The sequence below is a fragment of the Myxococcus sp. RHSTA-1-4 genome (assembly GCF_020037125.1).
In the GTDB taxonomy this organism is placed as follows: Bacteria; Myxococcota; Myxococcia; order Myxococcales; family Myxococcaceae; genus Myxococcus.
Genome location: NZ_JAIQDG010000016.1, coordinates 36,910 through 63,858, shown reverse-complemented (window position 1 = coordinate 63,858; position 26,949 = coordinate 36,910). Strand labels below are relative to the sequence as shown.

23 protein-coding genes are annotated in these 26,949 nt (G+C 70.1%); 9 read left to right on the top strand and 14 right to left on the bottom strand.

The window, feature by feature from the left end; genetic code table 11:
* Positions 1-74 precede the first annotated feature (74 nt).
* Positions 75-2,933 (top strand): Ig-like domain-containing protein, encoded by a 2,859-nt coding sequence (locus tag K8638_RS21900; protein ID WP_223756525.1) that lies wholly within the window; start codon positions 75-77, stop codon positions 2,931-2,933.
* Between the two features lie 9 nt (positions 2,934-2,942).
* Here the strand turns inward: K8638_RS21900 and K8638_RS21895 are convergent, their stop codons facing one another.
* From K8638_RS21895 to K8638_RS21885, 3 genes are all read right to left on the bottom strand, one after another.
* Entirely contained in the window at positions 2,943-3,509 is a 567-nt protein-coding gene (locus K8638_RS21895; RefSeq protein WP_223756524.1) for an imm11 family protein, read from the bottom strand.
* A gap of 21 nt (positions 3,510-3,530) precedes the next feature.
* On the bottom strand, positions 3,531-3,965 hold the full coding sequence (locus K8638_RS21890; RefSeq protein ID WP_223756672.1) for an AHH domain-containing protein: 435 nt from the start codon (positions 3,963-3,965) through the stop codon (positions 3,531-3,533).
* Positions 3,966-4,557: 592 nt separating this feature from the next.
* The gene (locus tag K8638_RS21885) at positions 4,558-5,031 is read right to left on the bottom strand and encodes a cupin domain-containing protein (RefSeq protein ID WP_223756523.1); all 474 of its coding nucleotides are present in this window, start codon (positions 5,029-5,031) and stop codon (positions 4,558-4,560) included.
* 269 nt (positions 5,032-5,300) lie between these two features.
* Between K8638_RS21885 and K8638_RS21880 the strand changes: the two genes are divergently transcribed.
* Together K8638_RS21880 and K8638_RS21875 are read left to right on the top strand one after the other, a co-directional pair.
* Positions 5,301-6,185 (top strand): DUF2381 family protein, encoded by an 885-nt coding sequence (locus K8638_RS21880; RefSeq protein ID WP_223756522.1) that lies wholly within the window; start codon positions 5,301-5,303, stop codon positions 6,183-6,185.
* Between the two features lie 2 nt (positions 6,186-6,187).
* Positions 6,188-8,068 (top strand): serine/threonine-protein kinase, encoded by a 1,881-nt coding sequence (locus K8638_RS21875; protein WP_223756521.1) that lies wholly within the window; start codon positions 6,188-6,190, stop codon positions 8,066-8,068.
* A 70-nt stretch (positions 8,069-8,138) separates the two neighbouring features.
* On the opposite strand, the gene K8638_RS21870 is transcribed toward K8638_RS21875, so the two are convergent.
* On the bottom strand, positions 8,139-8,525 hold the full coding sequence (locus K8638_RS21870; RefSeq protein WP_223756520.1) for a helix-turn-helix domain-containing protein: 387 nt from the start codon (positions 8,523-8,525) through the stop codon (positions 8,139-8,141).
* 172 nt (positions 8,526-8,697) lie between these two features.
* On the bottom strand, positions 8,698-9,213 hold the full coding sequence (locus tag K8638_RS21865; protein WP_223756519.1) for a hypothetical protein: 516 nt from the start codon (positions 9,211-9,213) through the stop codon (positions 8,698-8,700).
* A gap of 251 nt (positions 9,214-9,464) precedes the next feature.
* Here K8638_RS21865 and K8638_RS21860 point away from each other — a divergent pair, with 251 nt between their 5' ends.
* Both K8638_RS21860 and K8638_RS21855 read left to right on the top strand, forming a co-directional pair.
* Positions 9,465-9,866, top strand: a complete 402-nt coding sequence (locus K8638_RS21860) for a c-type cytochrome (protein WP_223756518.1) — start codon at positions 9,465-9,467, stop codon at positions 9,864-9,866.
* A 170-nt stretch (positions 9,867-10,036) separates the two neighbouring features.
* Positions 10,037-10,312, top strand: a complete 276-nt coding sequence (locus tag K8638_RS21855) for a hypothetical protein (protein WP_223756517.1) — start codon at positions 10,037-10,039, stop codon at positions 10,310-10,312.
* A 3-nt stretch (positions 10,313-10,315) separates the two neighbouring features.
* Here the strand turns inward: K8638_RS21855 and K8638_RS21850 are convergent, their stop codons facing one another.
* Positions 10,316-10,690, bottom strand: a complete 375-nt coding sequence (locus K8638_RS21850) for a response regulator (RefSeq protein ID WP_223756516.1) — start codon at positions 10,688-10,690, stop codon at positions 10,316-10,318.
* 296 nt (positions 10,691-10,986) lie between these two features.
* On the opposite strand from K8638_RS21850, the gene egtB reads away from it, so the two are divergent.
* Both egtB and egtD read left to right on the top strand, forming a co-directional pair.
* Entirely contained in the window at positions 10,987-12,327 is a 1,341-nt protein-coding gene (gene egtB, locus K8638_RS21845) for an ergothioneine biosynthesis protein EgtB (RefSeq protein WP_223756515.1), read from the top strand.
* A 25-nt stretch (positions 12,328-12,352) separates the two neighbouring features.
* Positions 12,353-13,348 carry an L-histidine N(alpha)-methyltransferase gene (gene egtD, locus K8638_RS21840; RefSeq protein ID WP_370644083.1) on the top strand — a complete coding sequence of 332 codons (996 nt, stop codon included), beginning with the start codon at positions 12,353-12,355 and terminating at the stop codon, positions 13,346-13,348.
* Positions 13,349-13,669: 321 nt separating this feature from the next.
* Here the strand turns inward: egtD and K8638_RS21835 are convergent, their stop codons facing one another.
* The 6 genes from K8638_RS21835 to K8638_RS21810 form a co-directional block, all read right to left on the bottom strand.
* Positions 13,670-13,858: a hypothetical protein gene (locus K8638_RS21835; protein WP_223756513.1), complete on the bottom strand. Its 189-nt coding sequence runs from the start codon at positions 13,856-13,858 to the stop codon at positions 13,670-13,672.
* A 291-nt stretch (positions 13,859-14,149) separates the two neighbouring features.
* Entirely contained in the window at positions 14,150-14,704 is a 555-nt protein-coding gene (locus tag K8638_RS21830; protein WP_223756512.1) for a hypothetical protein, read from the bottom strand.
* The gene (gene bacM / locus K8638_RS21825) at positions 14,704-15,153 is read right to left on the bottom strand and encodes a bactofilin BacM (RefSeq protein WP_223756511.1); all 450 of its coding nucleotides are present in this window, start codon (positions 15,151-15,153) and stop codon (positions 14,704-14,706) included. The genes K8638_RS21830 and bacM overlap by 1 nt, the downstream gene beginning before the upstream one ends.
* A 3-nt stretch (positions 15,154-15,156) precedes the next feature.
* Complete coding sequence (locus K8638_RS21820) at positions 15,157-16,053, bottom strand: ParB/RepB/Spo0J family partition protein (protein WP_223756510.1); 897 nt, start codon at positions 16,051-16,053, stop codon at positions 15,157-15,159.
* A gap of 101 nt (positions 16,054-16,154) precedes the next feature.
* Positions 16,155-16,946, bottom strand: coding sequence for an AAA family ATPase (locus K8638_RS21815; RefSeq protein WP_223756509.1), 792 nt, complete (start codon positions 16,944-16,946; stop codon positions 16,155-16,157).
* Positions 16,947-23,090: 6,144 nt separating this feature from the next.
* Positions 23,091-23,486, bottom strand: coding sequence for a VOC family protein (locus tag K8638_RS21810; protein WP_223756508.1), 396 nt, complete (start codon positions 23,484-23,486; stop codon positions 23,091-23,093).
* 318 nt (positions 23,487-23,804) lie between these two features.
* Between K8638_RS21810 and K8638_RS21805 the strand changes: the two genes are divergently transcribed.
* Positions 23,805-24,608 (top strand): hypothetical protein, encoded by an 804-nt coding sequence (locus tag K8638_RS21805; protein ID WP_223756507.1) that lies wholly within the window; start codon positions 23,805-23,807, stop codon positions 24,606-24,608.
* A 9-nt stretch (positions 24,609-24,617) separates the two neighbouring features.
* Complete coding sequence (locus K8638_RS21800; protein ID WP_223756506.1) at positions 24,618-25,223, top strand: hypothetical protein; 606 nt, start codon at positions 24,618-24,620, stop codon at positions 25,221-25,223.
* Here the strand turns inward: K8638_RS21800 and K8638_RS21795 are convergent.
* Complete coding sequence (locus K8638_RS21795) at positions 25,190-25,813, bottom strand: hypothetical protein (RefSeq protein WP_223756505.1); 624 nt, start codon at positions 25,811-25,813, stop codon at positions 25,190-25,192. The genes K8638_RS21800 and K8638_RS21795 overlap by 34 nt on opposite strands.
* A 422-nt stretch (positions 25,814-26,235) precedes the next feature.
* Positions 26,236-26,889 carry a 16S rRNA (guanine(527)-N(7))-methyltransferase RsmG gene (gene rsmG, locus K8638_RS21790; protein WP_223756504.1) on the bottom strand — a complete coding sequence of 218 codons (654 nt, stop codon included), beginning with the start codon at positions 26,887-26,889 and terminating at the stop codon, positions 26,236-26,238.
* Between the last annotated feature and the right edge of the window lie 60 nt (positions 26,890-26,949).

Below are 26,949 nucleotides of genomic sequence, written 5' to 3'. Positions count from 1 at the left end.
TATCCTCTCATCCAGGCAATCCGTCTCATGAGCGCGGGGGCGCCGCGCGGGACGGCCCCGCCCCCTGAGCCGCCATGCCCATCCGCGCCGCGCCACCCGTGTCCCATCGCGCCTCCTCCCCGAGGGGCTGGCTCGTCGTCTCCACCCTGCTGGTGGCGCTCTTCGCGCCGGCGGCGCGCGCGGCCACCAACGCGGAGGCCGCGCAGCGCGCCATCAACTTCCTCAGCGCGGACGCCGCGAACTGGACGGTGCGCTTCGGCTGCACGTCGTGCCACCGCCATGGCGCGACGCTGTTCGGCCTCGCCACGGCGCGCGCCAACGGCTACGACCTGGATGCGCTGACGTACAACGGGCGCACCAACCGGCAGAACCTGGAGTTCATCGCCGAGCGCCTCCAGTCCGAGCAGCGCGCGGACGGCTCCTGGATTCACCAGGGCAACTGGTATCCCTTCTCGAAGTCGAGCTACTCCGCCTTCGGGCTCGCGGGCTACGACGCGAACGTGGGCACGCGGTACTCGGATGCGCTGGTGCGCGCCGCGGACTGGGCGGTGAGCACGCAGGACGCCGCCGGCCGCTGGCGGGAGGACTTCCCCTTCTACCCGGTGGGCTACGGCAACATCGGCGTCACCGCGCGGCTGATGACGGCCATCTCCCAGGCACGGCAGCGCGTGGACCCGGCGAAGGCGGCGCAGTACCAGGCCGCGCTGGACAGGGCCGCCGCGTACGTGCGCGCGAACATGAACAACTCCACCGACGGGGCCCTGTCGGACGGGCAGCGCTACACGCACCAGGTGGCGTGGGCCCTCGTCGGGTTGAAGGCCGCGGGCCCCGGCGCGGCGAGCGAGAACACCACCGCCATGAACACGCTGGCCGCGCGGCTGCTCTCCACGCCCACGCTCGCGGATGCGCCCGGCTGGGGGACGCTCGCCAACGAGGCGCCGGACGAGTACTCCACGAGCCTCACCCTCTACGCGCTGTGCGTCGCGGGACGGAAGCCCGGCGCGGACGGGCGCATGTCCGGGGCGCTCGACTGGCTCAAGTCGCGCCAGGCGCCGGACGGGAGCTGGGGCACGGGCACGCGCTATCCGGACATCCCCACCACCTTCGCCGCACTCGGGCTGGCGTGCTTCGGCGACTACAGCGTCGGCGTCTCCGTGGGAGGGCCGGTGCGCAGGCCGCTCGAGCACGACCTGCCGAGCCAGCAGACCGCCACGTACATGTTCACCGTGCGCAACCACGGGTACCAGCCGGACACCTATACGCTGAGCACCCAGGGCGGGCTGCCCGGGTGGACGGCGACGCTGGACCGGACGATGCTGGAGCTCGGGCCGGACGCGTCCGGCACCGTCACCCTCACCGTCACCGCGCCACCGGGGCTGGAGGCGTCGCTGTCCTCGGACGTCATGGTGGTGGCGGCGTCGCACAGCGCGGCCAGCGTGAAGGGCTCCGCGCGCGTCACCACGTACACCACTCCGCCGCCGCCCACCGAGGGAGTGCCCACCACCACCACGCTGCTGTCCCCCACGGATGGCCAGCTCACGGTGGCGCTGAACAACACGCTGTCCGCGCGCGTGGTGGACGACCGGGGCTGGGAGGCGCGAGGCCCGGGCATGGGCGTGGTGACCTTCATGGTGGCGGGCGTCACGGTGGGCGCGGACAACGACGCGGATGGGGACGGCGTGTACTCGTTCGCCTGGAGGCCGCGCACCGCGACGTGGGACTCGCTGGGGAGCCAGGATTTGCGCGCCGTGTACTCGGGCGTGACGCTCCAGCCCGAGCGGGAGAACCGGCTCGGCAGCACGGCATCACAAACGGTGGAGGTGCTCCCCTCGCCCTTCCCGAATCCCTCGGTGACGCTGTGCGGGCTGCCGGACTTCACCGACCTGGCCTCGCTGGAGGTGTGCGGCTACGTCACGCCCCTGGCCGAAGGAGCCACCATCGAGTCCGCGGCGTTCATCCTCCACGGCCAGAGCTACCCCGTCGTGCCGGATGAAAGCGGAGGGCTCGTGAGCGCGGAGCTGCCGCTGAGGGACGGGCCCAACGTCATCCGGCTGGTGGCCACGGACACGTTCGGCGGCATCGCCAGCGAGGAGGCGACGGTGATGGTGGACAACACCGCGCCGGAAATCATCATCCAGTCACCCGCGGAGGGTGCCGCGCTGAGCGTCTACAGCGTGGACGTGCGGATGATGGTGCGCGACTGGTCGCCCGTGCGCGTGGAGACGAACTGGGTGCACGTCACCGACGTGCCCGCCGGTGGCGGCACCGTCACGCACACGGTGGGGCTGAGCCCCGGAGAGAACGACCTGCTGATTCGGGCGACGGACTCGGTGGGCCACGTCACGGAGCGGGTGGTGCGGGTGTGGGTGGATGCCCAGCCGCCCTGGGTGGGGACGGGCCTGCCGGATGGGTGGCTCGTGGGGCCTCAGCCGGACAACGCGATGGCGTACGACATTGGCGTGTACTGCGAGTCCGCGACGCAGGTGGTGCTGTCCACGGGCGGGACGTACGCCCTGCCACGCGGGGGCGGAGGCGTGCAGGCGACGCTGAACCTGGTGCCGGGGGACAACACGTTCACGATTGACGTGACGAGCGAGACGGGGCTGCGGACCTCGCTGACGCGCACGGTGCGCTACGACAACACGGCGCCGGAAGCGGAGCTGCGGGTGCCGGTGCCGGGTGGGACGTACAGCGGGCCCATCGTGCTCACGGCGCGGGTGACGGACACGCTGAGCGGAGTGCGCGGTGTCGCGTTCACCCGGGATGGCTCGGGCATCCGGGGTGCCACGCTCCAGCCGGACGGCACCTGGACGGCCGAGCTCGACACGCGCGAGCTGGTGGACGGAGCGCACACGGTGGAGGTGTGGATGGAGGATTGGGCGGGGAACTTCGTCATCCGCACGTTCCCCTTCTCCACGCTGAACCGGCCGTAGTGGACGGAGTCAGGCCTCTTCGAACTTCGTGCCGGTGAGGCCTGCTTCCTCCATGGCGTCCTTGAGGTCCTCGGAGACGACGAGGGCCACGGTCCACCCCCACGGGCGGAAGATGCGGGCGTCGCCGACCTTCGCCGGGTCGATTCGCATGCCGGAGACGACCCGGTACTGGCCTGACTTATCGGGTCGTTCGTCCTCAGGTTTCCAGTACTGCACCTCCAAACAACGGGCGTCGTCGATGCAGCGGATGGTCCGGAGTGTGTTGAGGATGAAGTAGGGACCTTCGTGTCCCGCCACCTTCACGGGGATGAACTGCACCTCCTCGATGCCAAGTCGCTCGAAGAGCTGGACGACACGTTCGTGAACGACCGGAATCGCAGAGGAGGCCAGAGTGAACTCGAGTGTCGTTCCGTCGGGCTTCACTGGAAACAAGATGGTCCCTTGAGGCTCGACCCTCTGCCCCTTGCGGAACAGCCATGGATTGTTGAGGGGGTGCCCTTCTCCATCCACCGGGCTTCTCAAGTGCCAGCGGTGACGAATACGCATGTCGTCCATCAAATCGAAATAGCGGGGCATGACACGCGCTCTACATGGTTTTCAGGGGTGGGTTGCCCATTGATGGAGTCGTGTCCCTGGAGTGCAGACATCGCTCATGAGCTTCTGAAGTTCCTGCACAAGTCTGGGCCTGCATCTTGGAACCGCGTCACACTCTCCAAGCGCATCCTCGAGCCGCTTGAAGACCTCCGAGTGGTACGCCTCGGGATGCGGCCCCTGGTGGCCCAACAAGTAGACGAGATTCGCCGGGTCCTCCAGGCTCATCCCGGCCCTCGCGAAGAGGTCCTCGAAGCGGGGCGTCCACGGCCCGCCCCGTATTTCGGAAGCGTTGTTCTTGTTCGTGGCGAGGTGATGCCACTGGTAACCGTCCTTCTTCACCGAGCCATCGGTGCAGGCACTGCCCACCCCACCTGACGCGGAGCCGGCCGCCGTGCCCACCGCCACGCCGCTGACCACCAGCGTGCCGTCCGCCACCATCTGCACCGACGTCGCGCTCTGCCACGTCAGCCCTGATGCCCGGGCCCATGTAGCGCGTCGACCTCCGCAGCGCGTGGAAGAGGCGGCTGTGCTCCACGGAGTCGGGCAACGGCAGCCGTGACGGCCCGTACCTCGCGAGGAACTCCCGCCGGAGCTGAAGCTCCCACGCGGCCGGCGCGCCCGAGGCCCCCGCCATCACGAGTGCCCGCTGAAGGCGAGGCGCGGGAGCCTGCCGCAAGGCCTGGTGGAAACCGGCGAGCACCGCGCGGACCTCCTCCGGGCTCAGCGCCTCCAGCACCGGGGCAGGCGCCCGCGGACTGAAGTCGAGCCGCACGCGGTCTCCGGACAACCGCGTGGTCCGCACCACTTCGGGCCGGGCCGACGCTCCGTCTTCACCCGGGCCTCCGTCCGGTGACGTGGCACACGACGTGGGCAGAGCGAAGCAGCAGGCCAGGGCCATGCGCAGCAGCAGGGGCGCTGTCCTCATGCGTGGGCAGCTTGCATGACGCTCCGCTCACACGCACCTCAGCGGCAGTGCCTCACGGCACACCGGCACAGCACCTCCGGAAATTTCGAGCCCGGCCGCCAAGCTTCAGCCCTTCGCGAGCTGCCGCATCACCTCGGCATATTCCGGGTACATCGCCACGAGCGACTCCGCGGACGGCATCTCCCAGTCCGCGAAGTCGAAGCCCGGAGACACGGTGCAACCGACCAGCGTGAACTCCCCTCGAGGCACCGCCGCCTGCAACACCCCCGCACGCACCACCACCTGCGGCTGCTCGCCCTTCGTCACGTCCCGCCCCATCACCACCTTCTCCAGCCGGCCGTCCTCTCCCACCAGGAGCAGCTCCAGCGGGTGCCCGTCGTAGAAATGCCACACCTCATCCGAGGTCACCCGGTGCCACGCGGCGAACGCGCCGCGGGGCAGCAGGTAGTAGATGGCCGTGCCCGCCGAGCGCGTGCCACGCGGCGTCTCCACCGCCAGCGCCGCGCGGTACGTCTCCTTGTAGAAGCCACCCTCGGGATGGGGCACCAGGCCCAGCCTGCGCACGAGCTCGTCGACCATGGCCGCGCAGTGTACGCGCCCCGGCGCGCGGTGGCCGCGTCTCACTCCGGCAGCGGCGTGGCCATGGAGTCCCGTCCGTTGTCCTCATGACAGCCATGGCACGTCAGGCGCATGAACGGGTCCTCGAAGAAGGTCCGAACTCCGCCCTCGACACCGTCCCCGCGGCCCCAGCGGCCTGCCTACCCCTTGGGTCTTCACATGTCGTCCCTCCCTGCTAGGGTCAGAACCCAGGAGGTCGTCAGCGCTTGCTCCAACCACTTTCTCGGGTCATGCTCGTTCTTACCACCTTGGCAGGTATGGCGGCGGTTGCGGGAGACACGGGTGCGGAGCGGCAGATGCGGCAGCGGCACATCACCCTTTCGGCGGAGGCCCCGGCGACGCCTCACGTCGTGCATGTGGCCGTGGGGATGGCCACCGTGCTGCTGTTCGACTCACCCGTGCTGCCCGCCAGCCTGGAGCTGGGCGCGTCGCGCGAGCGGTTCGAGCGCATCGACCTCACCGAGCGCGCCCTCATCCTCCTGCCCCGCATGGAGCTCACGCCCCAGGAGCGCATCCCCCTCACGCTGCGCTTCGCCGACGGCCACATCCCCAACCGGGTGACGTTCGCCCTCATGGCGCACCCCGGGGAGGTGGACCTCCAGGTCCGCGTCTTCCGCACCGCGCTCGCACCCGAGGCGCTCGTGGAACACCTCGGTGCCGTGCAGGCCCGCTGCGAGGACTCGGGGCGCTTCTCCAACCTCCTCTTCTCCCGGGACCTGGGGGACGGCATCGTCGCGGAGGGGCTGCGCTACCGTATCCGGGGGGCCGCCGGCCCGCTGATGGTCCACCGGGCCGGGATGCGCGCGTTCATCGCGCCCGGCCTCCTGGCCTTCGAGCTCCCCCTCTTTCTCATGGAGGGGCATGCACCCTGGCGGCCCGGCCGGGTGGAGGTTCATGTCGAGCAGACAGGAGAAGCCGTTCCCGTCCGCTCGAAGGACCTGGATGTGCAGGCACTCCAGCCTGGGGCCATGGGACGGCTCGTCCTCGAGTTCCGGGCCCGCCCGTCCTTCACGTCCGAGTCGCTGCGAATCGACCTCCATGAACAGGGCGGGCCGCGAGTCCTGGAACTTCAGGGGGTACGCCTCATGCGGCCTTCCTCCGGGGAGGGGCCTTGACGATGACACACCCACTGGCGCTCCACCCCGGCATGTCGGTGGGCCCCTGGCGCATCCTGGCGCAGCTCGGCTCGGGCTCCTTCGGCATCGTGTTCCAGGTGGAACACGAGGGGCGGCTCCACGCCCTCAAGTTCGCCCTGCGAAGCCCGGGCAGTGACGACCTCAATCACACCGACGCGCGGGCCATGAAGGAGCTGGCCTGTCTGCTCCAGGCCATCCACCCGAACGTGGTCCGAGTCTGGTCCCACGGCCGGTGGCCCGATGCACGGACCGGCTACCACTACGTGGTCATGGACTTCGTGGAGGGCACCACCCTGTCCGGATGGGTGAGGCAGGTGCGCCCGTCGGCACGCGGGGTGGCACGTCTCTTCGCCCGGCTCGCGAGGACGCTGGGGGAGCTCCATGCGCGTGATGTCTTCCACCGCGACCTCAAGCCATCCAACATCCTCGTGCGCGCCGTGGACGAGGAGCCCATCCTGGTGGACTTCGGCAGCGCGGACCACGCAGAGGCGCCTCCACTCACCGAGAGCGTGCTTCCTCCTGGCACACCGCACTACCGCGCCCCGGAGGCCCTGCGCTTCCACCGCGAGCACTACACGCGGCCCGACGCACGCTATCCCTTCCGGGCGACGGATGACCTGTACGCCCTGGGGGTGACGTTCTACGAAGTGTTGGCGGGTGTGCCGGCCTTCTCGCCCACCCTCCCACGGGAGGTGCTCATCGAGCACATCGAGGAGCGCCTGCCGCCTCTTCCTTCGACGGTGAACCCGCGGGTGCCCACCCCGCTGGAAGCCATCGTGCTGCGGCTGCTCCAGAAGCGAGCCAGGGACCGGTTCCCGCATGGCGAGGCACTGCACGCCGCCATCGAGGAAGCGCTACGCGCCGCCGGTCCCGAGTGGGACAAGCCCTTGTTCCCCCCGCAGTCCACGGAAGAGCCCGCTCCATCATCCCCCACGCGGTTGGCTCCCGCGGGCGCCGCGCCGCACCTGCTTCCTACCCGCCGACGCCCCCCGGCCGCTCCGGCCCAGGCCCGCCACCCCGCGCGTTCTTCCACCCCATCTGCGTCCCCATTCACTCCCGTGCTCCGCTCCCGCCGTTTCGCCTCGTGGCACCTGATGGGCGCGGGGGTGCTCCTCGGTCTGCTGGCCGTGCTCGGGTGGAAGAGCGCGGGCCCGCCCTCGCTCCATGAAACCTTCCTGGCCCGGGCCCCTGCCTCGCACGCCGCTCCAGAGCCCACTGCCTCCATGGCGGCACCACCCCTCTCGGCTTCGGGTATGGATGCGGAACCTTCGGAGCCCTCCCCCACCACGAGAGAAGAGACCGTGACGAACCCGACGACTCCTGGAACCTCCAAGCTGACGCGCTCACTGCCGGTCTGCATCGCGGGCTTCGCGGCCGCCGCCAGCCTCCACTGCGCGAGCACGCCCTATGCGACTCCGGTGGGAGCGCAACCTCGCAGGGACCAGCCCTGTCCCCCCACTGCGCTGCGGCTCATGAAGGAGGAGTTGCGGAAGTACGGAGAGCCGTACGAGCTGCCCCTGGTAGGCGCCGTCCAGCTCGACTACCACCAGGACTACGTCGACGGTGACATCCTCGTTGGAGGCCTGAGAACGGGCGTCATCACGAGCATTACCCGCGATGACCGTGCCTTCCCGAACGGCACCATTCTGTATGGATGGGCGTGGGTGGACGGGGATGAAGCGGAAATCCAGTGGTTCGAGGCCGACATCCCACGCACCTGGAAGTCCTCGCCGAGCCGCATCCCCATCTGTGCCCGGGTGGGGAACGTGAAGCGGCGCAAGGTCCTCCATGCCCAGGGGTCCACCCCGAAGAAGCCCATCTGGTTGCGAGGTGACGAATATGTGCTGGTCGACCGGTGGTGACGCATGGGCCCGCGCGAGCCGCCACGGCGCGGGCCCCCACGCCATCACGGCGTCAGGGCCCGACCGGGCCTCACTTCTTCTTCTGCTGCATGGCCGAGGCGACCAGGTTCATCAGCTTGAGCTGCACGGGGGACAGCTTGCGCAGGTTGCGCATCAGCCGGCGCATCTCCGGCGTGTCGTCCTCGCGAACCTTCGCGGTGCCCACCGCCTTGTCCTTCGCGGGCGGCGGGGCCGACAGGTTCTCCCCGAGGCCGAGCAGCTCGTGCGGCGGCACGTTCAGCACCACGCACAGCCGGCGCAGGTTCTGCACGCTGGGCAGCATGTGCCCCCGCTCCAGCCGCCCGTACACCTCCGACGCCATGCCAATCCGCTCCGCGACATCCGCCTGCGTCAGTCCCATTCGCACCCGGGCGGCTCTCGATGCGGCTCCCAGCATGCTCGCCAGTTCTGTGTCCATGCGTGTTTCAGTCCACGAAAGGAGGGGCCCCGTTCCAGGCGCCTCGGAGGCCCATAGATAACCCTCAAGGTCGGGTACTTTCACCATACCTTCAGCGTTTTTTCAAACAGGCGCGCCGCACGCTCCACCCGGCCGCCGGCGCCTCCATTGCCGTGCGGCACACCCGCCGCACTCACGCCGCCGCTTCTCCCGCGTCCATCAGCGCGCGACGGCGCTCGGCGGCGGTGAAGAGCATCGCCAGCGGCAGGCCCAGGAAGACGGAGTGCAGGACAATCTGCGGAAACTGCGCCACCTCCAGGAACCACGGGTAGTAGCCGCGCCCGATGAACTGGAAGCTCACCAGCCAGACGGCGATGCCGTAGAGCATCCCCACCGCGGACTGGAACTCCCAGCGCCCCCGCCCGTCCGGCGGCAGCATGGCATCCAGGAACGAGTAGACGAGCCCGGCGACGGCGGACAACGCGAAGTGGACACCGAGCCCTGCCAGGAGCGCCGTGCCGTTGGACACCTGTGGAGTGAAGGCGGGCGGCCCCAGCGCCACCCCGGCGGACATGCGCACCGGGCGCAGCGGGCTGTCGCCCGTCGCCACGGCCAGCACCACCTCCGCCAGCGCCAGCACCACGCCCGCGGCCAGGCCGAAGAGCAGCCCGTTCGTGGCGGACCAGGGGGTGTACCTCCGCCGAGCCATCATTCCTCCTTGCCCGGGGCCGCCGCACTCGCGGGCCCCGGCGTCAACGTGGCCACGCGCGGCGCGGGCGGGCAGCCGGTGCATGGCGGGGGCCCGGGACTTCGCCTCCCCGGCGAGCACCCGTGCAGTCCTCTGCCCGACGTGGAAGCGACACCGCCGGTCAGTGACGCCGACAGGGCCCGCTCCGCTATCCGGGAGGCAGGCGAGCCACCGTGTTGCAAGAACCCCAGGCTCGCCGGAGGAGTCCCCACATGTCTCGCCTGCCTGGCTGGCTCGCCGTGCTCGCCTGCCTCACCCTCGTGTCCGGTTGTGATGACGATGACGATGACGAGACGCCGGATGACGGAGGCGCGGTGAGCTGCCCGCCCGGCGGCACACAACTCACGGAGCAGAACTTCGGCCGCGCCTTCCTGGACAGCTACTGCACGCGCTGCCACAGCTCCACGCGGACGGGAGCCGCCCGCAACGGCGCGCCCGAGGGACTCAACTGGGACCAGATAGACGTCGTGCGCGCCAACGCGGACGAGATGAACGAAGAGGCCGGAGCCAACGCGGACGGCAGCGTGAACAGCGACATGCCCCCCAGCGACCCGCGCCCCACGGACGATGAGCGCCGCCAGCTCGCCGAGTGGCTCGCGTGCGGCGCCCCCTGAAGCCGCGCGGCCCCGTTCCCTGTCGTTTCTTCCTCCTCCCGCCGCGGCGGCCTGTAACTCCTTCCCCCGGGTGGCGGCCTGCCAGTGCCGCTCCCCTGGAACCCGGAGTACGGGGGGGCAGGCACGCCGTTGGCATGGCTCGGAGGTGAAAGGGAACGACGAAGCCGGGTATGCCGAAGCTCCACCACCGCAGCCAGGGTCCCCACCGCGTGCACTATGCGCCCCAGGCCTGGCGCGAGGTGGGGCGGATGCCCGCGGAGGCCTTCGTGGCGCTGCAGGAGGTGCTGGAGCGGCTCGGCGATGCCGCCACGCGCGCCCCCGAGGCCTCCGGTGGACTCGCCCGGCACCCGGTGCCGCAGCATGGGCTGGAGCTGGAGTACACGTGGGACGAGCGCTCGCGCACCCTCACGCTGCTGGCGCTGGTCCGCGTGCCGCGCGGCCCGTGAGTCTCACGTGTCGGGGCCGCAGAACGTGTGCACCGCGTCCAGCAGCTCCTCGACGATGAAGGGCTTGCGCAGCAGCCCTCGCGCGCCCGGCGGCGCCTCCGTGGAGACGGCGGTGAGCACCAGCACGGGCACGCCCCGCATCCGCGGCATGTCCTGGATGCGCGCCAGGAACTCGTGGCCGTTCATCACCGGCATCATCAAGTCCAGCAGGATGAGGCAGGGACGGCGCAGGTGCTCCAGCTCGTCGAGCGCCTCGCCGCCGTTCGCGGCGATGGCGACCTCGTAGCCCTCCCCCTCCAGGATTTCCGCGATGGCGGCCCGGATGTCCTCGTCATCCTCCACGACGAGCACGGCCCTGCGCGGCGCAGCGGTGGACATGCGCGAAAGCATAGAAGCCCCGCGCCACTCACGGCGACCCGCACCCGTTCAATAGCCAGCATTAGTGGACAGAAAACCCCTCGCGCTCGCGAAGGCGCGCCCCAAATCTGGACAATTCCATTTGAGCTGCAACATAGTCACGAGATTTCCGGAGTCGGCGCGAAACGGAAGAATGGGTGGGCCGTACAGGAGGGCACGTCCGCGCGGGAGCAACGTGCAGTCCCACACGGGAGGCTCGGGCGGAGGTGGGCCCGGGCTTACCTCCGTGCGGGGAGCCTCCCTAGCTTGGAGGGGTGATGTCCCGTATCGCAGAGGGCCGGGGGGTCCAACGGCAGGGCGGTGAGATACGTCCGTGGAAGTCGCGGGCCTGGGCCGAGCTGGAGGCCTCCCGCGCCCGCGTGTTGAACATGCTCGCGGGGCTACCGGAAGCGGAGCTCCTGCGGCAGCACTCGCCACTCATGTCGCCGCTCATCTGGGACGTGGCGCACGTGGCCAACTACGAGGAGCAGTGGCTGCTGCGCGCGCTGGGCGCTCCGGCCTTCACCGACTCCGCGTTCGACGCCATCTACGACGCCTTCCGGCACCCCCGCGCCACGCGCGCGGAGCTGCCGTTGCTGCGCCCCGAGGCCGCCTTCACCTACGCCGCCCGCGTGCGCGAGGCGGTGCGCGAGCACCTGGACTCGCTGCCCGAGGACTCGCACGCGCCCCTGCTGGAGGGCGGCTTCGTCTTCGGCATGGTGGCGCAGCACGAGCAGCAGCACGCGGAGACGCTGGCCGCCACGCTGCAGTTGATGACGTCGGTGGAGTACCGCGTGCCCTCGCCCCGCGCGCGCCCCCGCCCCGGCGCGGTGCCGCTGGCGGAGGTGCTCATCCCGGGAGGCCCGGTGCGCCTGGGCAGTGACGGCGCCTGGGCCTACGACAACGAGCGGCCCGCGTTCATGACGGAAGTCCCCGCGTTCCTGCTGGACGCGCACCCGGTGACGAATGGCGACTACCTCGTCTTCGTCGAGTCGGGCGGCTACGAGGACGCGCGCTGGTGGCACCCGAAGGGCTGGGACTTCGTCCAGGCCGAGAGACTCGAGCACCCCCGGTTCTGGCTGCCCCAGGGCAACCATGTCTGGCTGAGGCGGCGCTTCGGCCGGGTGGAGCCGCTGCCCAGGGATGAGCCGGTGCAGCACGTGTGCTGGTACGAGGCGGACGCGTACGCGCGCTGGGCCGGCAAGCGGCTGCCCACCGAGGCCGAGTGGGAGAAGGCCGCGCGCGGCAGTGACGGCACGCCGCGCGAGCACCCGTGGGGAGACGCGGCGCCGACGGAGGCGCACGCCAACCTGGGCGGCGACACGTGGGGCCCGGCGCCGGTGGGCAGCTACGCGGCGGGCGTGAGTCACAACGGCGTCTGGGGCCTCCTGGGCGACGTGTGGGAATGGACGGCGAGCGACTTCCGCCCGTACGCCGGCTTCCGCGCGTTCCCCTACCGCGAGTACTCCGAGGTGTTCTTCGGCGAGGACTACAAGGTTCTTCGGGGAGGGGCGTGGGCCAGCGCGCCGGTGGCGGTGCGCAACGGCTTCCGCAACTGGGACTTCCCCATCCGGCGGCACATCTTCGCCGGCTTCCGCTGTGCACGGGACGTGAGGTGAGGCGATGCGGGTGAGGACTGCGCAGATGGTGGGGACGGGCACGCCGGGAGCCCCGGGCGTGCGAGTGGACGTATACGTGCGGCCGGGCGACGCGAAGCGCGCGCTGAGGGCCGAGGTGCTCGAGGGCCTCTGCGGCAGGCCCAAGGAGCTGTCTCCCAAGTGGCTCTATGACGAGCGGGGCAGCCAGCTCTTCGACGACATCACCCGGCTGCCGGAGTACTACCCCACGCGGCGCGAGCGCGAAATCCTGCTCGCCCACGCGGGGGACGTGGCGCGGCTGAGCGGCGCGGACACGATGATTGAGCTGGGCAGCGGCACCAGCGAGAAGACGCGCCTGCTGCTGGATGCCATGGAGGAGGCGGGCCAGCTGTCGCGCTTCGTGCCGTTCGACGTGAGCGAGGCCTTCCTCCGGCGCGCGGCGGCGGACCTGGCGCGCGAGTACCCCGGCATCACCGTGCACGCGGTGGTGGGCGACTTCGAGCGCCACCTGGGCCAGCTCCCCGGCGGAGGCCGGCGGCTGGTGGCGTTCCTCGGAGGCACCATCGGCAACTTCAAGCCGGCGCAGCGCGCGCTCTTCCTGCGCGAGCTGTCCGCGGGCCTGCGGCCGGGAGACGGACTGCTGCTGGGCACGGACCTCATCAAGGACCGCGAGCGGCTGCACGCCGCGTACAACGACCGCGCCGGCGTGACGGCCGAGTTCAACCGCAACGTGCTGCGCGTGCTCAACCGCGAGCTGGGCGGGGACTTCGACCCGGACGCCTTCGAGCACTTCGCGCCCTTCGACGAGGAGAACGCGTGGATTGAAATGCGCCTCGTGTCGCGGTGCGCGCAGACGGTGTGGCTGTCCACGCTGAGGCGGCGGGTGGACTTCGCCGAGGGCGAGGTGCTGCGCACCGAGGTGAGCTGCAAGTTCCGGCAGGCGCAGGTGGAGGCCGAGCTCGCGGAGGCCGGGCTGACGCTGACGGAGTGGTGGACGGACGCCGCGGGCGACTTCGCCCTGTCATTGGCGCTCAAACGTTGAAATTCGAGGGAAGTCGCCTGTCCGCCACGCAACTTCCGGGCGCGGCGCGCGAGAATGGTGCGACGCCGGTCGGGTGTGGCTGGCGGTCAGGTCCATCAGGGCCGGGGACCTTCCTGGCCCCTCCCTCAAGGTGGGTTCGCGCGACGGAGTGACTCGGGGTCTTCTCAGCCCCCTCTCGCGTCCACCCTGGGAGAGGTCGGCCAACACACCCCCGCCGGGGGGATTCATCGGGCGCGCGAAGGGGAAACACCCCTACCGCCGCGCCCGATGTCTTTGCGGGGGCCTCGAACTCACGCGCCCCGCCTGGAGGAACGGCCGCGCTCAGCGACGCGGCGGGTTGCGGCGCGCGGGCACGCGGACGGGAACGGGCTGTGCCTGCGGGCGGGTCCACGCGGCCCAGAGTCCCGCGACCACCGTGGCGATGACTCCGCCGGCGATAATCACCTGCTCCCCCAGAGGTCCAAGGTCCACGGTGGCGAAGTGGAGGGGGAGCATTCCGGAGAACGACATGCGGGAACTCCTGGCAAGGCACTGCGTGGGAGGTCCTGATGGGTCCGAGCGGGCGCCCACCGCGGGCCGGGGAGCTGCAAGGTTAAGAAACCGTGACGGATTACGGAAGCCCCGTTGCGACGATGGCGACGCGGCGTGCACGGAAGTGCACCCACGGTCCTGTCCTCCAGGGCATCCGCGGCCTCACGATGTTCATAACGGGTTGGACACACGACGCACGCCGGTTGTTCACGGGAGCGCCGCGGCTGCCTGGTTCCTCCCAGGGGTTGCGCGTGGAACGCCTCGCGCGGACTACTTCGGCGCGGACTGGACCTGGATGTTCCGGCAGGCCTCGGTGGCCAGCCGCACATCCTCCTGCGAGGCCCCGGGCAGACTGGCGCAGAGGAACAAGTCACTGCCCACGCGCCGCGCGCCGAAGAAGCCGGGCGCCTGGACACCCACGCCACCATCCGCCAGCTTCGGCGCGAAGGTGATGCGCAGCAGGGAGTAGCTGTTCGCCTCCTCCTCTTCCTGGTCCAGTGACAGCTCGTGGTTCTTCAGCTCCTCGCGGACGCGGCCGGCCAGGGCCTCCACGGAGGGCAGCTGCTCACCCTGCCCGCGCCGCAGGTCCACCCGGAGCACCGGGCGGCCGGGCGGGCCCGCCTGGAAGCTGTCATCGGGGGCCACCTGCGCGGACCAGCCGTCCGGCAGCGGCACCTTCACCCCCGAGCGCAGGGATGAAGGCCGGGCCCCGCTGTCCGAGGAGGAGGCGGACGGCATGGCCTCCTCCCGCTTGCAGCCCTCGCAGCCGGACAGCAGGGCGAGCGCCAGCAGGGTGGCCGGCGCGATGTGCTTCCGGAGGCGCACTACTTCTTTTCGCCACCGGGAGGCGGAGGCCGGGCACCGGTGCCCAGGTTCTCCATCTTCAGCGAGCCCTCGAAGATGACGCCGCGGTCCATGGACAGCGACGGCGTCTCGAGGTTGCCCTTCACGCGGCCGGGCGTCTTCAGCTCGATGATTTGGGTGGCCTTCACGTTGCCTTCGACCTGGCCGTTGATGATGACGGTGCCCGCCTGGATTTCGGCCTGGACCTTGGCGCCATCACCAATGACGAGCACGTCCTTGGTGATGATCTGGCCGTTGAACTTGCCGTCGATGCGGACCTGCCCTTCGAAGGTGAGCTTGCCTTCGAACTCGCTCCCCTTGCCCAGGAGCGTGTGGACTTCACCAGAGCGCTGCGACACGGATTCCTCCTCCCGCCTGAACAGGGGCTTGCTGCTGGGTGCTTCGTCTTTTTTCCCGCCAAGGAGCGCCACGTCCTACTCCTTCCTGAGAAGCTTCAAGAGCCGGTCGAGGTCATCGTACGAGAAGAAGTCCACCTCGATGGTGCCCTTTCCGGGGCTTCGTTCGGTGAGCCGAACCTTCGTCCCCAGCCGCCGCTGAAGCTCCTCCACCAGTGACTTCACCTGCGGGCTCTGCTTCGGCGCCGACTTGCCCGCATCCTTCTTGCCGTGGGAGCGACTCTGCTGGACGAGCCGCTCCGTGTCACGCACGGAGAGCTTCTTTTCCGTGACCTGCTTCGCCAGGTTCTGCAGCTCGGGCAGGCGGGGCACGCCCAGGAGGGCCCTCGCATGGCCCATGCTGAGCGAGCCGTCCGCCACCATGGCCTTCACGTCCGCGGGCAGCGCGAGCAGCCGCAGGGCGTTGGCCACCGTGGAGCGCTCCTTGCCCACCCGCAGGCTGACCTGCTCCTGCGTGAGCTTGAACTCCTCGACGAGGCGCTTGTAGCCCTCGGCCTCTTCGATGGGGTTGAGGTCCGCGCGCTGGAGGTTCTCCACGAGGGCCAGCTCGAAGGCCTGGACCTCCGTCACCTCCTTGACGATGGCCGGAACCTCCTTGAGGCCCGCGGCCTGGGAGGCGCGCCAGCGGCGCTCGCCCGCGATGATGCGGTAGCCGTCACCGTCCTTGCGGACGAGGATGGGCTGGAGCACGCCCTGCACCTTGATGGACTCGGTGAGCTCCTTGAGCTTCTCCTCGTCGAAGTGCTGGCGCGGCTGCTCCTTGTCGCGGTGGATGGACTCGATGGGGAGCTTGATGACGCCCGCCTTGTTGGCGGCCTGCTCGGCGGCCTTGCCGGCGGGGGCGGGGGCGGCCTGGGGGATGAGGGCGGAGAGCCCTCGGCCAAGCGCCCGCTTCTGCATGTCTGCTTTCACCACGTGGTGGACTCCAGCGCCGCGCGCACTGTCACGGCGGCCATGAACGGCAAGGGCCCCCCGGCAACCTCGGAGAGCCCACGCTGCTTCCAGATATCTTCAGCTCAGGCCACTCGCCGGCGGGGCGCCTTGGGGGTGTCCCGCTTCATGAGCTCCCGGCCGAGCGCCAGGTAGCTCTCACAGCCCTTCGACTTGATGTCATAGAGGATGATGGGCTTGCCGAAGGACGGGCACTCGGACAGGCGCACGTTGCGCGGCACGACGACCTCGAAGACCTGCTTCTTGAAGTAGCCGCGCACCTCCTCGACGACCTGGTGGGCGATGTTGGCCCGCGAGTCGAACATGGTGAGGAGGATGCCCTCCATCTGCAGGGCCGGGTTGAGGCCCTGCTTCACCAGGTCGATGGTGTGCGTGAGCTGCGAGAGACCCTCGAGCGCGTAGTACTCGCACTGCAGCGGGATGAGCACCGAGTCCGCGGCGGCCAGCGCGTTGAGCGTGAGCAGGCCGAGCGAGGGCGGGCAGTCGATGATGATGTAGTCGTACTCGGCGGCCAGCGGGCGGAGCGCATCGCGGAGACGGAACTCGCGGCGCTCCTGGCCGACCAGCTCCACCTCGGCGCCGGTGAGGTCCGGCGTGGCGGGGACGACCTGGAGGTAGCGCAGCTCCGTGGGGTGGAGCAGCTCCTTCATGGGGCGGCCGTTGAGGAGCGCGTCGTAGACGGTGCCGTGGAGGTCGTCGCGCTTGAGGCCGAGCCCGCTGCCCGCGTTGCCTTGCGGGTCCATGTCCACCAGGAGCGTGCGGCGCTCGGCGGAAGCCAGGCTCGCGGCAAGGTTGATGGCGGTGGTGGTCTTCCCCACGCCGCCCTTCTGGTTGGAGATGCAGATGATACGACCCACGTGGCCCATCCTCTCTCTCCCCGGCCGGTGCCAGGGCCCCGCGCGTGAAGCAGCGCACGGTTGCGCGCTGATCCACGCTGCTAGCACGCGGTTTGGGATCGGATCAAATTCACGGCGGCCCTTGCCTGGCCGCCTTCCGGGACCGGGATTCCCGGGGCCGGGAAGTGGATTTCCGGGCCGGTTGGAGGGGGGCCGGGGAGGCTTGGGGAGCCCCGCGTGTCAGCCCTCTATATAAGGATGCGGCCAGGAGCGGCTCCGCCCGCATTTCGGGCCTCGGTCCCCGGGGTTCCACGAGGAACCCAGGGGTGCGGCGGTCTCCGTCCGTTTGGGGCGGTCCTCGCGAGGTCTCCGGCGCCGCATGGCGCGCATGACCGGGGCGCCGTCGAGGTGGCGCACGCGTCACGTGAATGAATCCTCTCGGCCGGACTTCCTCACGGCGACTTCGGAGCGCACATGCGGCGCGCCGCGGAGAGGGAGCGCGGTGCCGCACGTGTCTGGTGGATGCACTCTCTCGGACGGGACTGCTCACCGCGGCGTCAGGCGCGCATCACAAGCCCGCATGAGAGAGGTCGCGGCTCCGTACGCGCAACGCGAGCGCGCCCTGACGGACCGGCGCCGCGCACAACCCCTCCCCGCGCGGCATGGGCCGCCTTGGATGTGGATGATGGTGGCCACGCTCACGCCATATCCGGGTTCGCGCCGCAGGTACCGCGCACGGCACGGACGCGATTTCGGGGCCGCCTCCGCCTGAGTGCACGAAGTGAGCAGCCCACCTGCCTGCTGACCGGGCGCACACGGCCAGGTGTCCGATGTGGAGCACCGCGCTTCCATCGACACCGGTGACTCATCCCCCGCGCGGGTGTCCCTCCGCTCATGAGCCAGGCTGCCATGCCTCCGAGTTCCACGGGGCTCGCGACCGGGACGGCATTCACGAGTGGGCCCCGCGTCCACCGGGCCATCGCGCGAGCGCCCGCGGTTCACGCGCGCTGGAACGGCTCGTGGGAGCCGCGCCCCTGATGGGCCGGTACACGAGAGCCCGTGATGAAGCCATGTGGCTCCAGCCTGCTGCGCATCCACTTCGACTCCGCCCACCAGGACTCCGACTCCGCGCCACGTGCATGAGGCGCTCTGGTCGCCGTGGCCACTGGCCCATGAGGGACTGTCTCTCCGCGCTCCACATCGAACGCCCCGGGCTCCCCTGCCCATCTGGTCGAGGCACGGGCCGGACCGCCCATGAGAACCACCGTGTTGGGAGTTCAGGGCGATGTGGCGCGCGCCTCTGGCTCACGAGTACCGCGACCGTGGCTGACCCGCGGTGTCCGGCGGGCCGCGCGTGAGCTCCCTGATGGAGCCTTGCTCCACGTGGAATGCGTGGCGGCGAGCCGAACGCGTCACCAGCCACCGCGCTCTCGCCGTTCCACGGCGCACGCCCGGCAGGTGAGCCCGCACGTCTTCGGAGGTCGCGCCACTTCGGGCATCACAGCCGGGTCTCTCAACCAGCATCCGCCCCCCGGTGGCTCGCGCCGCTTCGTGATGCCCACGCCACGACTCCGGAGTATCGGCCGCTCGCCCGGCTTCGCCCCCTCCCTGACCTCGCGTGCCTCACGGCCTGAAGTGCATGTGGCGTGGCGCATCCACGTCGTGCGGGTTCGGCTCCGTCGCGCTGGCGCTCACCTCATCCAGGAGCAGGTGCGGTGACGCGCATCACACCGGCGCTCATGCGCGACAACTCCTGAGCACCGCGCGTGGCGCATGAGGAACTCGACCTGACCCGCGCGGCGGGCTTCATCGGCCGCGCACCGGCACGGCCGCTCGTCATGGAGCACGCGGCTCATTCATCGCGCGGTTGGGAGTCGCACAAGGCGAGGCGCCGCCCGCGACTGACGCTGGCCTTGCACGCCCACTTGGAACGGAAGCTCCATTCCAGACCCGGGCGGCCCGGGGCAGACCTGACGGGAAGGCGGGACCTGGAGCGGGAGGGCCTGGCAGGTCTCCGGAATGGAAGCTCCATTCCATAGATGGGCGGCCCGAGGGCAGACCTGACGGGAAGGCGGGACCTGGAGCAGGAGGGCCTGTCAGGTCTCCGGAATGGAAGCTCCATTCCGGAGATGGGCGGCCCGAGGGCTGATGTGGCGAGAGGCCGTGGTCTGGGAGACAGAGGCCGGGGCCTGGACTGCCCTCATGCTCCGGGCAGTCCGAACACGCCGAGGTACCAGTCCCGCGACTGCGTGGCCGAGGGGGTTCCGCGGCAGGACTCATCCGCGTCCTGAATCAATCGCCGCCACGGGAGGCGGCGCGCGACCGTGCATCGAATTCGTGAAGCATCGAACGGCCCACCTCCAACACGTTCCACGTGGAACGCACGAGTGCCCGTCATCCTCCGCCGCGTCGGCCGCCATGCCGCCCCCGTGAGCACGCGGAGGCGCAACTCCATCGCGACTCCACATGGAACGGGCGGGGTGTCCGCGGCGTGCGCCGGCCGCCCCTGGTGCCATGTCGAGGCCGCGACGGCACCCACCGCTTCAGCTCCACCCGCGTTCCACGTGGAACGCAGAGCCCGAAGACTTAGCGCCAGCGGCCAGACCCGGGCACCGCGTGAGCACGCGGCCTCGCCACCTTCAGCCGTGTTCCACGTGGAACGGGGAGCCGGAGGCCCCCACCCCCGAGACCTGCTCCGGCCCATGCCAGGCACGTCGGCACGAGCCCTCTTCAGCGCCATCCGTGTTCCACGTGGAACGAGGGCGCATCCGCACCCGAGGCCAGCGTCCGCGCATGCCGGGCACATGGATGCGCAGACCCTCCGGTCTACACGCGAGGCGCGCAGCCGGCCTTCTTCAGCGGAGCGACCAGACCTCACGTGGCCGGCGCATGCGTGCGGGCCGTCCGCGTTCCACGTGGAACGTGCCGCCAGTCGTGCCCACCGGGTGAAGACACCCGGACTCGCGTCCCTTCCACGCGAGCCCCGCCCTCATCCGCGTTCCACGTGGAACGTGCCGACGACTCTCGCACCGGATGAAGGCACCCGGACTCGCGTCCCTTCCACGCGAGCCCCGCCCTCATCCGCGTTCCACGTGGAACGTGCCGACGACTCTCCGCACCGGATGAAGGCACCGCGAGCCTCGTCGGCTTCGCGAGCCACCTGACCTCATCCGCGTTCCACGTGGAACGTGCAGCCCGCCGCGTCGCCGGTGCAGGCACGAGGACTCCTGCCGCCTCGCGAGCGCGTGAGCCTCCCGCCGCATCCTCGTTTCACGTGGAACACGCCGTCAGCCGCGTGCACCAACCCGGGCACAGAGCCCATGTCGACCTCGCGAGCGCGCGAGCCTCCACCTGGAACGCGTGAACGCCCCCGAGCATTGGACGAACGCCGCGCACATCAACGAGCGCACGGGACGCGGAGCCATCAACGCCCGGAGCGCTCCGCGTGGCACGTGCGGACGAACGCCTTCTCCTCGCGGCATCAGTGCTCATTCCGGACCAGCGGACGCGGGACGCCATCACCGCCTCCACGTTCCACGTGGAACGCGCCGCCGGATGCCTTCACCTGCCGGTGCCGCGAAGCCTCATGCCGAACCGGTGCGCATGCGCCCCACGCCACCTCCACGTTCCACGTGGAACGCGCCGCCGGATGCCTTCACCTGCCGGTGTCGCGAAGCCCCATGCCGAACCGATGCGCATGCGCCCCACGCCACCTCCACGTTCCACGTGGAACGCGCCGGAGGTCCTCATCGAACTGGAGCACCGCGCCGCATGTTCAGCCGATGAACCTCGAGCCCGTCCGACACCAGCCACGTTCCACGTGGAACGCTCGCCAGCGGTCATCAGGGACTTGCCGCATCCATTGCGACTCCGGTCCCCGCGCATCTGAAGGACTCCCCACCGTTCGTGTTCCACGTGGAACGCGCGGCACGCGAACCGCTGATGGTGCAGCAAGAGGACACGCGCGAGGTCTGTCGCCGCATCCCGCCGCACGCTCCGCTTCGCGCACCCGGTGCCGGCGCGGACTTCACGTCAGCGGCGTGAGCACGGTGACGGTCGACCTCCATGCGCGTTCCACGTGGAACGCCCCCCGGTCCGAAGCCGCGCCGAACGGGGGCACTCGCATCCCTGCCCGCGACGCGAGAACCCATGGCTCCACTTCACGTGCACCACGTGGTGCTGAACCGGCTCCGCGAAGCTCCGAGCATCACGACCGCCATGAACGCGCGCTGCTCCTTCGCATCCACGTTTCACGTGGAACGCTGGCCGTGTCCGGCACCGCCATGCTCCGGCCGGCGTCCTTCACTTCCACCATGAACGTGACGCCTGCTCTCCATCCTCGTTCCACGTGGAACGCTGGCCGTGTCCGGCACCGCCATGCTCCGGCCAGCCCCCTTCGCCTTCCACCCTGGACCTGGCGCCGTCTCCCCATCCACGTTCCACGTGGAACGCGGCACCGGCCAACGCGCGGCAGTGCTCCGGCCAGCGCCCCTCGCCTTCCACCCTGAACGTGGCGCCGTCTCCCCATCCACGTTCCACGTGGAACGCGGCACCGGCCAACGCGCGGCAGTGCTCCAGCCAGCGCCCCTCGCCTTCCACCCTGAACGTGGCGCCGTCTCCCCATCCACGTTCCACGTGGAACGCGGCACCGGCCAACGCGCGGCAGTGCTCCAGCCAGCGCCCTTCGTCTTCCACCCTGAACGTGGCGCCGTCTCCCCATCCACGTTCCACGTGGAACGCGGCGCTGACCAGCGCCCTTCACTTCCACCACGAACACGGCGCCATCGCCCATCCGCGCTCCCCCCCGGAACGCGCGCACCCGTCAGTGCAGGTGGACCGCGGCACCGGCCAGCGCCCTTCACCTCCACCACGAGCACGGCGCCATCACCCATCCGAGCGTCACCTGGAACGCGCGCACCCGCCGCTGCGGCACTGCAGCGGTCGGCCCCCTCACCTCCACCAGGGGCGACCGCCTCTGCCTTGCGTCCACGTTCCACGTGGAACGCTCCGGCCTTCATCCCGCGGCTCCGCGTGAACACACCGCCATCCCGCCTCCTCGTTCCACGTGGAACGCCAGTTCCGCCCGACGCGGCCTGCGCCTCCGCGCCGCCGTGAACGCGCTGCCATCTCGCCGCCGCGTTCCACGTGGAACGGGCGCACCGCAGTGGCACCGCGAAGGAGCACACGTCCATTCGCATGCCCACGTCTTCGAGGTGTCCGCGCTCGCCGGGGCTCGGTCTCCACCGCGCTCGGGCACCGCCAAGGAGCACCCGTCCATTCGCATGCCCACGTCTTCGAGGTGTCCGCGCTCGCCGGGGCTCGGTCTCCACCGCGCTCGGGCACCGTGAAGCAGCGACCCGCGGCGCCATCAGGAGCGTGAAGCCGCAGGGCCATGCCTTCTCGTTCCACCTGGCACGCGCGTCAGCATCTCCAACGCTCAGCTCCATCCACGGCCCCGCCCCTTCCCGTGCCCCGACATCCCCGCCGTCGTGTTCCAGCTGGAGCCGAGGTCACACGTCGCCAGCTCGGAACCCGATGCGCATCACGCCGCTGCTCATGCTGACAGTCCCGACGCGTCCTCCCCTGCGCACCGACTGCCCTCCATCAGCGGCTCGCAGCAGCGCGAGCAGCACCCGCACCGCACCTGCGTGCTCGCGTCTCATCGAACAGCCCGGCACCGTGGAGCGGCGCGTCCCGCCTGCTCGCGCGCGACCGGCGCCATGCAGTCAGCTCCGGGTGGGGCAGACTCCGCGCGCGCTCCCGCACCACCACCACACCTCCACGCTCCCGCCGATACGCACCGCACTCCGTGGAGCGAGCTCCCGGAGCACCACACACCTCCACGGCCCCGCCGGTGCGCACCGCACTCCGTGGAGCCGGTGGACGAGCCCTGATGTGGAGGTCCCCCTGGTTGCGCACAGGCCCATGCCCGAACAGCCGTGCCACGCCTCCACGTTCCACGTGGAGCACGCTGGGGCATCACGCATCCGCGAGCGGAGAGACACCCATCCATCGACTCGGCCGTGCGTGCGCTCACGACTTGTGCGGACATGCGCCCCACCGCGATGCCAAGGAGCGCGCGGACCCCACCGACATCCGCGCGCGCTCCATCGTGTGCACGGACCGCTCGCCGCACAGGCTCGCCGCGGACTTGCCGCCGTCAGCTCACGCGCGCCACTCCGCTTGCTCGAGGACCACCCGATAGCCATCGGGGTCCTCGAAGGTCTTCCCACGCATGTCCCAGTACGGGTTGCGGGAAGGCACGGCCGAGAAGCCCGCGGCCACCATGCGCCGTACCCACGCCTCCCACTGCGCGCGGTCGGGCACATAGAAGACGAGGAGGTTGTCCTCCGAAGGCGAGCGCGGCGCTTCATGCCCATGCTCCACCGTGAACTCCAGGTGGTACGGCGCTCCGGGATGCCCAAGCATCACGCCATCGAATCCGTCGTGGTCCTCGAAGCCGCCCAGCACCGAGAAGCCCAGCCCATCCCGGTAGAAGCGGACCACCTGCTCGATGCTCCGCGTCGGCCGGGCCACCCGCAGCTTGAACGTGTCCATCATGAGCCTCCTCTATAAGGAGAGACCTGGCGCGCATTGCACTCGGGCACGCCAACGTCCTCTTCGTCCCGAGGACGTAACGCCTCGATGTGCTCCCGGCCATGTCGACACACCCGTCCCCGGCATGCGTCCCGCGATGCGTGAAGTGGACCGCGTCTTCCCGTGAGCGGCCGCGCCCCACCTGACGCTGACGCCAACAGCCCCCACCCCGCCCTCCCCTCTCCAGGTCTGTCGATTTGACGCAGCGGCAGAGCCGCGGGCACCCCGAGGGCCGAGTTCTTGCGCGCCGCTCCATGCGGGCCAAGGCTCGGAGCACCGCCCATGCTCAAGGCCGAGCTCCACAACAAGTTGCCTGACGACACGCGCATCGCACTCGACAGGCTCGAGGACCTGCTCACGTCCAATCTGCTCGGCTCACTGACGTATCTGCCCGCCGAGCACGTCCTGCTTCCGTGGCTCCGCCACGCTCGCGCTCATCCGTCTCACGTGACCGAGCCACTCGTGCCGGACGGAGTGCTCGGAGCGACGGTGCTGTTCTGGCCTCGCGCCGGAACCCGGGAGGCCGATGCGCTCGTGTTGCTCCAGCTGGAGTCACGGACCGAGGCCATCCTCGTCGAGTGCAAGTACGAGTCGGGCAAGAGCAACGCTGCCATCAGCGAGGACTCCGACGGCAAGGCCCACGGAGACCAACTCGTGGACTACTGGCGCGCACTGGCCGGGGATGGCATCAGACCCTCACGGTCCGACACCTCGGCCACCCGCGCTCCCATCCAGGGCGTGAAGCTCGTCTACGTCACCGCGCACGGCACGATGCCCGTCGAAGACATGGCCGAGAGCTGGAAGCAGCTCACGCCCGAAGAGCAATCACTCGCGAGGTTCTACTGGCTCTCGTGGCGCGACCTGCATGCACTCGTCACGCGGGAGCCACCACGGCAACCGGCCCCTGGAGACACGGCTCAGCGGAACCTGCGCCGCGACCTCGCCGCGTTGCTCGAGCGCAAGTCGCTGCTCCGGTTCCGGGGCTTCGACAGGCTCGCCTCCACGCTGCCGCCGGTGTCCAGCTCACCTGCATGGCGCGAACGATGGAGCCTGGGTCCCCCGCCCTTCCTTCAACACCTCAAATGAGGACGAACGATGAGCGCTGTTCCACGGACGGGTGTCGCCATCAAGCAGTGCACCGACTTCATGCGCGAGGTGTACCGCGAGGTCTCCGCGCTGTTCGGTGATGCCGACCTGGTGCTCGGAGATGCCGGGTGGAACACGGTCTGGTACGGGAACCTGTTCTTCGCTGGCATCTCGAACGCAATCGAGTCGCTCCCATCGCGCTTCCCGCGAAGCATGGGCAGGGTCTACGCGCACGCGAAGGCCGGCGAGCCGGCCCGGCATGCCGCCATCATCGAGGTGCACCTCAGTCCAGCATTCGATGCGGACGAGGCCGTGCTCGTGCTGGCGGTGGCCGGCCTGGAGAAGGAGCTGGTCCCCGATGCAATCCGCGCCCGCTATAGCGACAGCGATTTCGCGGGGAACCTGCTACTGCAACACGGATACACGCCGGGCGCGGCGAAGGACCTCACCCTCGCCGAGCACCCGCGTGTCTTCACGGGAGCGCCCCACTTCCGCATCGCCGCGTGGCCACTCACCCAGATGACCAGCCGCGAGGCGCTCAAGCAGACAGTGGTCGCCGAGCTCGCGCGAGCCGTGGCCGCTCAAACCCCTGGCGCCACCGGCACCACGAAATAGGTCTGCTTGTGCCGGGGCTCGGAGCCGTACGCGGCGGCGAGCTTGCGCGCGACTTCCTCGCTCGGGTGCACGAGCACTTCGGCGCGGTTGCCGTGCTCGTCCTGCCGGATGACGGCCCAGCCCTCGCGCGGCCGCGCGGACCATTGCGGCGGCGGTGTTCCACGCGCCTCGACGGCGTACCACTGCTTGTGCGCCCGCGCTTCAAGCAGACGCGCGAGGCACTCGGCGTGGCTCCGCACCGGCATCACGGTGACATCGTGACGGTTGCCCGTGTCGTCCTGGCGGTACACGGCCCAGCCGTTCTTCGCGAGAGGCCTCCCTTCATCCGCGCGCCACTCCACCTCTCGGCTCCACCACGCGAGGTGGGCGAGTGCGTGGTCGATCTCCTCCTCACCCGTGAAGACATGGAAGCGGCCGGTGCGCTCCCGATACAGCACGGCCACCGTCAGCCCGCAGTCCGCGCGCCAGGCCCACCAGTCCGTCGGCCCGAGTCCGTCCCCCTCCAGGTCCCTCCCGTGTGGCGGGCCCATGCGCCGCTCGAAGTCAGCGCGTGACACGTGTGCGAGCACGTCGTGGTCACGCTCGTACATCCAGACGAGCGGTCCCTCTACCGGAAGCGGCTTCATCCCTGGCACCCCCGCCAGGAAGACTAACGGGACACTCTGGCCGCGCCATGCAGCCGCGCCTCGGTCGTACGTTCCACTGAAGGGCGCCAGCAGTTCCATGCACGGGGCACAGGCCCTCACGTGCAAGGTGTCCGGAAGAACGCGCCCGGCATGTCCTCATGCGTGGTGGGGGCACCCCGCGGGCCAAGGCGTTCCCTGCATCACGCGCGCACCGGAGCTGCCCACGTCTCCGCTCATGAACAGCACAACCTGATGCGCTGTTCACCTCAAGGCGGCCTACCCACCGCGAGCAGCACGGCCTGCCGTTCCATGCCGGAGAGCCCGCTCTCGCCTACTCCTCCGCGAACGCCGCGACCTCACGTTCCACGCCGGGGCGCGGCCCTCCCCTACTCCTTCGCGAACACCGCGACCTGCCGCTCCGCTCCGGAGAACGGCAGCCGGTACGCACGCGCGGACACGACGCGCAGTTGCCGCTCCGCCGCGCGCGCCGCCAGCTCCGCGTCCGACTGCGCCTTGCCGAGCATCGCCACCACGCGCCCACCCGGCGCCACGTACCCCGGCGCCAGCGCGAGCCAGTCCGGCAGGTCCATGAACGCGCGCGCAATCAGCACCTCCGCGCGCGGAATCCCCTCCGCCTCCGGCTTGCCCTCCGCGCGCGCATGCAGCCCGCGCACGCCCTGCAACCCGAGGCTCGCCGCCGCCGCCTTGATGAACGCGACCTTCTTCCCCACCGCGTCCACCAACGTCACGCCCAACCCCGGCAGCGCCAGCTTCAACGGCAGTCCGGGGAACCCGGCGCCCGCGCCCAGGTCCAACAGCGTCGCCGCGCCCGTCACCTCCGGCAGCACCGCCAACGAGTCCAGGAAGTGCTTCTCCAGCACCTCCTCCGGCGCGGTAATCGCCGTGAGGTTCACCTTCGCGTTCCACTTCAACAACTCGCCCATCAGCCGGTGCAGCCGAGGCCCCACGTCCTCCGCCACCGACACCCCCAGCGCCCGGCAACCCTCCGCGAGCAGATCCAAGAACCGCGCGTTATCCACAACGCCTCCACATCCAACTGGCCCACAAACCCCTGGAATCACTCAGGCGACGGCTGTCCC